Here is a 1,236-nt window from a genome sequence, read left to right on the forward strand (position 1 = left end):
GAGGGCGCGAAGCGCCGCCCCGAGGCCGCCGCCGCACGGCGCCCCCGGGAGCGCTCGGCACTCGGCTTCTTCGGCTTCCTGCTGGCGATCGGCGCCGCCGCCGCGGTCTGGTCCGCCTCCGTCGACCGCGGCCACAACCCCACCGTGCTGAGCGCGACGGTGCTGGCCACCGCGCTGCTGGTGGTGGGCCTGACGCTGCTGGTCGGCGCGAAGTTCGGCAGGGCCCGGCGGCTGGCGGTGACCGGTCTGCTGCTCACCCTGGCGCTGGCCTTCGTCGGCCACTCGCCGGACTCCGTGCGCGACGCGGTGGGCGACCGCGCCTGGACCGTCGCCTCGGCGTCCGACCTGCACGACCGGTACAACCTGGGCGCCGGGGAGATCAGGCTGGACCTGTCCGGACTCGACCCGGCCGGGGCCGCCCTCGCCACCAAGGTCGACCTGGGCGTCGGCGACATGACCGTCACCGTGCCGGACGACGTGACGGTGAACCTGGTGACCCGGATCGGCCTCGGCAACGTCGCCCTCCCCGGTGACCGGAGCGACGGCACCGGGCGGCACACCTACCTGATCGGCCCTGCCAACGGGCAGCCGGTCAAGGGGACCCTCAATCTCGAACTCGGGATCGGGCTCGGCAACATCAAGGTGGTCCAGCAGTGAGGAAGCACCGGCTCGACCTGTTCTCGCTGATCGCGGGCGCGCTGTTCACGGTGATCGCCGTGCTCTACCTGGTCGCGGCGCTCAACGACCAGTCGGTGAACGGGCGGATCGTCATCCCGGTCACCTTCATCGTGCTCGGCGTCGGCGGCCTGGCCGGCGCGGTCGCGGCGGTGGCCCGGCGCGGCCGGCCCGACCGCGAGGAGTGACCCGCCCCGCCCGACCCTAGGGCGTCAGCTCTGCTGCGGGCCCAGGGTCAGCCGGTCCCCGTCCTTGCTGACGGCGTACCTGGGCAGCGGCTTGACCGCCGGCCCGTTGACCACCGCACCGGTCGCGGCGTCGAACCGGGAGCCGTGGCAGGGGCAGTACAGCTGGCCGTTCTTCGGCGCGTCCACGGCGCAGCCCGCGTGGGTGCACACGGCGGAGAAGGCGCAGTACTGGCCGGCCTTGGGCTGGACGATGTAGACGGCGTCCCCGGTGGCCGGGTCCTTGACCTGGGCCGAGCCGCCGACCGGCACGCTCGCGGCGGGCACCGCGGGGGCCGGGGCGGTGGCGGCCGGGGCGCCGGAGGCCGGGGCCGCC

At 75.0% G+C, this 1,236-nt stretch carries 2 protein-coding genes and 1 pseudogene; 2 read left to right on the forward strand and 1 reads right to left on the reverse strand.

What is annotated here, in order from left to right:
* Window positions 1-657 (forward strand): annotated as a pseudogene (locus tag AE652_RS41650) (LiaF domain-containing protein); the annotation flags it as partial.
* Entirely contained in the window at window positions 654-863 is a 210-nt protein-coding gene (locus AE652_RS41655; RefSeq protein WP_049661234.1) for a hypothetical protein, read from the forward strand. The pseudogene AE652_RS41650 and the gene AE652_RS41655, both read left to right, overlap by 4 nt.
* A 24-nt stretch (window positions 864-887) precedes the next feature.
* Here the strand turns inward: AE652_RS41655 and AE652_RS41660 are convergent.
* Window positions 888-1,236: ubiquinol-cytochrome c reductase iron-sulfur subunit (locus tag AE652_RS41660; protein ID WP_049661237.1), on the reverse strand; the 349-nt coding region annotated here is incomplete at its 5' end.

This window comes from Kitasatospora sp. MY 5-36 (assembly GCF_001182915.1).
Lineage (GTDB): Bacteria > Actinomycetota > Actinomycetes > Streptomycetales > Streptomycetaceae > Kitasatospora.